Source organism: Bradyrhizobium sp. UFLA05-108, assembly GCF_059803455.1.
Genome location: NZ_JBANAZ010000147.1, coordinates 1 through 5274 on the forward strand (window position 1 = coordinate 1; position 5274 = coordinate 5274).

5 protein-coding genes are annotated in these 5274 nt (G+C 62.4%); 1 reads left to right on the plus strand and 4 read right to left on the minus strand.

The window, feature by feature from the left end; translation table 11 throughout:
* Positions 1–126: 126 nt before the first annotated feature.
* The gene (locus SO140_RS45250; protein WP_449381878.1) at positions 127–555 is read left to right on the plus strand and encodes an IS1096 element passenger TnpR family protein; all 429 of its coding nucleotides are present in this window, start codon (positions 127–129) and stop codon (positions 553–555) included.
* Between the two features lie 227 nt (positions 556–782).
* Here the strand turns inward: SO140_RS45250 and SO140_RS45255 are convergent, their stop codons facing one another.
* The 4 genes from SO140_RS45255 to SO140_RS45270 form a co-directional block, all read right to left on the minus strand.
* Positions 783–1994 (minus strand): ABC transporter substrate-binding protein, encoded by a 1212-nt coding sequence (locus tag SO140_RS45255; protein WP_449381879.1) that lies wholly within the window; start codon positions 1992–1994, stop codon positions 783–785.
* 70 nt (positions 1995–2064) lie between these two features.
* Positions 2065–2922 (minus strand): fumarylacetoacetate hydrolase family protein, encoded by an 858-nt coding sequence (locus tag SO140_RS45260; protein ID WP_449381880.1) that lies wholly within the window; start codon positions 2920–2922, stop codon positions 2065–2067.
* A 10-nt stretch (positions 2923–2932) separates the two neighbouring features.
* Positions 2933–4465: a bifunctional 3-(3-hydroxy-phenyl)propionate/3-hydroxycinnamic acid hydroxylase MhpA gene (gene mhpA / locus SO140_RS45265; protein ID WP_449381881.1), complete on the minus strand. Its 1533-nt coding sequence runs from the start codon at positions 4463–4465 to the stop codon at positions 2933–2935.
* 75 nt (positions 4466–4540) lie between these two features.
* The coding region (locus SO140_RS45270) for a DNA-binding transcriptional regulator (RefSeq protein WP_498544136.1) at positions 4541–5274 on the minus strand (734 nt) is incomplete at its 5' end.

The following is a 5274-nucleotide window of genomic DNA, read 5'->3' on the forward strand; positions in this document are numbered from 1 at the left end:
AGTTGAGGCCCTCGCCAAAAAATGGGCAGGCAAGCGCGCCAAACGCAGCTAACCCGCGGCCTGCACCGGAGGGTTACATTTGATCTTGGGGACGTTTTCTGTTCGTGAGTGAGTGAGGATAGCGAGATGGCCGAGCCGCAGACCCACGTTTTTCGCGTGTCATTAAGTCCGAAGGTTTACCGAGATTTCGAGATACTGAGCGCAAAAAATCTCTACGACTTAGCCGGAGAGATCATTCGAGTCTTCGGCTTCGATTTTGACCACGCTTTTGGCTTTTACAGCAAATTGACTGGAGATGTCTTCGGCTCGCCTGTCAGGTACGAGCTGTTCGCTGACATGGGAGAGAGTGAGGCTCGCAGCGTGAAGCGAACCCGGGTCGTCGAAGCCTTCCCGACGGTCGGCGCAAAAATGACATTCCTTTTTGACTACGGTGATAACTGGCAGTTCCGAGTTGAAGCCATCGGTCGGAACAGCAAGCAGGCAGGGGGCAAATATCCGAGGCTTCTCAAAACCATCGGAGAGGCGCCCGAGCAATACCCAGAGCCCGGACGATGAGTGACGGATCCCTATCTGTTCTGTCCTCGCCGCAAGGTACCGCTCGCTGCAGAACCAGAATCGGATCATCCGGGTCTAGGGTTGGATTCGCTCCCCCTGTACCAAGCGTACGATTTTCTACGCCGCACTTGACGGAAGTCGCTTGAGCACTCCCCGCCAATTCCGCTCACGCAGCGAAGCAGATCTGACGATCGGCGCGCAGTGGAGGCGGCCGATTTGCACGCACTTTATTTTCCCACAAGACCGCACTTGCTGCGGTCAAGTGGGCGGAACGCCTGGTCCGGTGGGACAGTCGCGACGAGCTTGACCAAATCCCACGGGCCCTTGGATTCCTCGGGCGTCTTCGCCTGAACTAGATAGAGATCGCGCACCATCCGCCGGTCGTCGCGGATGCGGCCGTTTTGCGTATAGGCATCCACAACGGGCGTAACCCTCATCTTCGCCATGACGGTCGGACCGTCATCTGAATCGGTGTCCTTGACGGCCTGGAGATAATGTCGCACGGCCGAATAGACACCCGCCTGGATCTGCGATGGCATGGCGTTCCGCCGAGCATAAAAAGCGTCGGAGAAGCGGCGAGCGGCCGGCGAGGCGTCCTCGAAGAAGCTGGTCAGGATGAGATCGCCGTGTGTGGCCTTTAAACCGACCGCGTGAATGTCGACATTCTGAAATGACATCGGCACGATCTTCATGCCTTGGGCGGCCAGCCCGAATTCTTCGGCCTGCTTGATGGCCGTGGCATTGTCGCCGGCGACATTGAGGGCCAGGATCTTGGCGCCGGATGACTGCGCCTGCAGCAGGAATGAGCCGTAGTCGGGCGTGCCGAGCTGCGCCTTGACGCTACCGGCGACCGTTCCTCCGAGTTCGGCAATCCGTGCCCGCGCCGTCGCCTCGACGGAATGTCCGAACGCATAGTCGCCGGTGATGAAGAACCACGGCTCCTTGCTTGACTGCATGATGCCCGAGACGAGCGCGGTGGCGGTGGAGTAGGCGTCGTGCGTCCATTGCACGCTGGTCGGCGCGCAAGCTTCATCGGTGAGCTGGTTGGCGCCCGCGCCGGAGATCAGAAAAACGTGGGCGTTCGCGCGCACGAGCTCCTGTACTGCGAGTGCCGCACCGGAGCTGCCGCCATCCGCAATCGCCTGGACGCCGTCGTTGAACCATTTGCGCGCGAGCGAAGCCGCAACGTCCGGCTTGTTCTGATGGTCGGCCTGCAAGATCTCGATCGGCTTGCCATTGATCCTGCCGCCGAATTCGTCCGCAGCCATCCGCGCCGCTTCAACTGAACCCAGTCCCATGGCGGTTGCAAAGATGCCGTTCATGTCCGTGAGTACGCCGATGCGAATGGCATCGCCCTTGATCTCTGCGTGGGCAACTGAGCCGGTGAGAATGAGGGCGAGTAGCAACGCAAGCGTGGACTGTGTGCGGTGGCCGGCCATGTCGTTTCCTCGATCTGTTGTTGTGAGAATTCTTCCCGTCGTCGGTCGCGACATTTGTTCCGAGAGGCCGCTATGTGGGCTCGGCGATCACCGGATTGCGCAGCGTCCCAATGCCGGAAATTTCGATTTCCACCGTGTCGCCGGCGCGCATCCACAACGGCGGCGTGCGCTTCAGGCCGACGCCGCCGGGCGTACCTGCGACGATCACGTCGCCGGGGACGAGCGGGCATATGGTCGAGATGTATGCGATTAGTTCAGGGACGGCGGTGATCATGAGATCGGTGGTCGTATTCTGCACGACATTGCCGTTGAGGCGGGTCTGGAGCGTCAGCTTGGACGGGTCAGGGATCTCGTCGGAAGTAACGAGCCAGGGCCCAAAACTGCCGCTCTCGGCAAAGGTCTTGCCGGCGAGAAACTGGCTGGTGTGGCGCTGCCAGTCGCGGACGCTACCCTCGTTGTAGCAGGCGTAACCTACGACATGTTCGAGTGCACGGCTTGTTCGGATGTGGCGGCCGGTCTTGCCGATGATCACGGCAAGCTCGCCCTCATAGTCAAAATCGTCACTGACCTTTGGCTTTATGAGCGGCTGCTCATGTCCGACCTGACTGGACGCAAAGCGGGCAAAGAGGGCCGGCTTCTCGGTGACAGCGCGACCGACCTCTGCAACGTGATCGCGATAGTTGAGGCCAACGCAGATGATCTTGTCGGGATCGGGAATCACGGGCGCAAAGGAGATATTGTCCAGAGGATGATCGGGACGGCTTGAATCCACGATCTGTGCCGCATCCGCCAACCGATCGGCTTCGAGCAGCTTGCGCAGGGTTGGGCAGCCTTCGCGCCCGAGGCGAGCGCCAAGATCCACGACGCCATCGTCCTTGAGAGCGCCGTAGCTCGAACGGCCGTCCACCGTAAAAGAAAGCAATCTCATGATAGATCCTTCACCATTCTGAAGTGGGTCGGGCCGCACTCGGCACCTCAGCAGAGGCGCACGCCGTTGCGACCAGCAGGTCGAGTTCGAGATCGCTTCGCGCCGCGCCCCGCACATATCGGTCGGGGCGAATCAGCGCCGCATGCACGTTGTGCTCTCGCAACCAGTGGGGAATATCTGCTGCGTCCTCACCGCTCAGCACGTCCATTCCCGCCTGCGTGAGCGACGCACAGGCGCGCGCGGAGAGCTCCGCGGTTCTCTCGATCAGCAGGACGGGGGCGTACCCGGTTCGATCGTCGCTACGGCGGCCATCGGTCAGCATAAATTGCGGGGCAAGCTGTCCGGCGAGCGGAAGCGCATCAATCGCGAGGCCGGGCCCGAGTAAGGGCTTGCAAACCTCCAGCTTGAGCGGCGCATTCTCGCGCGCTTGGCCAGCCGATAGACCGGTATCCATGGCCTTGGTGTTGATCACGCCGCCGAGGCGGATCGCGAGCTCGATAAACTCGCGGACATGAGGCGAACGTTCGGTCTGATAGCTGTCGAGGAGTCTCGGATAGGCACGCTCGGCAATGACCTCGCCAAGCTTCCAGGCGAGGTTCGCGACGTCGCGGATGCCGGCGCACATGCCTTGGCCCAGGAACGGTGGCGTCTGGTGTGCGGAGTCGCCGGCGAGCAGGAGGCGTCTGTAGCGCCATTGCTTGGCGATGGCCGAATGGAAGGTATAGACGGCGGCGCGTTCGATCTCGGCGTCGTCAGGCGAGATCCAGCGGGACAGCAGCTCCCAAACCTTCGGGGGCTGCGTGATCGTCTGAGCATCCTCGTCCGGATGCACGGTGATCTCCCAGCGCCGGCGCTTTCCTGTGCCGCGGATGTAAGTCGCTGGCCGGCGGGAATCGCAATGCTGGATGCTGTGGTTGCCGAGATCGGGCCGCTCGCGCTGCAGCAGAGCATCGATCACCAGCCAGCGCTCGTGAAAGCCGAGATCGTCCATGCCGGACCCGATGAAGCGCCGCACCAGCGAACGGGCTCCGTCGCAACCGACCACGAATGCCGCGCGGACCTCCGAAATTTGCCCATTTGTGAGAGTCTCATAACGCACGCGCACGCCGCGGTCGTCCTGATCGAGCGCGAACACGTCGCAGCAGTTGCGGAGCTCTACGTTGGACCAGCGCCGCAGGCCGTTGATCAGAATGTATTCGAGATCGGGTTGGTGGAAGCGATAGCTGAGATGCCAGCCCATCGCCGTGAGCTCTGGGGAGCGCGGCCAGTCCAGGATGAGCCGGCCCTCGGCGTCGACGAAGCGCATCCCGGGGCTCACATTGACATGCGGCAGGATCGCCTCGGCGAGCCCAATGGTCTGAAAGATGCGCATGCATTCGTCGTCGAAATGCACCGCGCGCGGCAGATGATAGGTTCGTGCCTCGCGCTCCAGCACCAACGTCCGCACACCGCAGAGGCCGAGCAGATTGGCGAGCGTCGCACCGACGGGACCGCGCCCGACGATCACAACATCGAAGTCCAAGCCTGTGGATCTATCTTGCATGCCCGCATCTGTTCTCCGGACGGGCCGCGACGGCAACCCCCGACGCACAGACTGTCCGCCACGCGGACGGACGGGCTAAGAGTCGATGGGAATGGCCACGGCAGCCTCCCGCAGCGGCGCGACGAAGTTGGCGAGCGCCTCATTCAAACTAAGCGCCGAGCGGATCCAGATGATCGAGATGCAGCCGAATACGATCTCGTCGCGCACGATCGCCACCGCAATCGAAGAGGTCCTTGAATTGAATTCTCCCTCGCTGCGGACGCCATATCCGCGCTCGGCAGTCTCGGCGATCATGCGCTGCAAACGCGGTTGTTCGAGAAACGGGCGATCGTCGGCTTCGTCGATACGGCGCAAATGATTGACGATTAGGTCGCGTTCGCTTGAGCCGCAGGCCGCAAGATAGGCCCTACCGGCAGACGTGCGCAGCATCGGCAACCGCCGGCCGATCATTCCCCGGTCGATCGAGAGCGGACTGCGCGAATGCGTGGTCTCCTGGATGACCATCGCCGCATTCTCGTAGGTGGAAAGGTCGACCGGCCAGACCAGGCTCTTGCTGAGGTCGGCGAGGTAAGGCGCGGCGGCCTGGCAGATCACCACGCCGGGATCGTAGCCGTCGCCGAGGCCGAGTGCCCGGCGCGTGACGCGAAACCGATCGTCGCTGGCGCTGCGCGCGACATACCCGAGCTCCTCCAGAGTCTCGAGCAGCCGGTAGACAGTCGGGCGGGGGAGGTCGAGCCGGCGCGCCACGTCGCCGGCCCGGATGCCGCCCGAGCGGTTGACCTCGCGCAGCACGTCGAGACCCCGCTTGA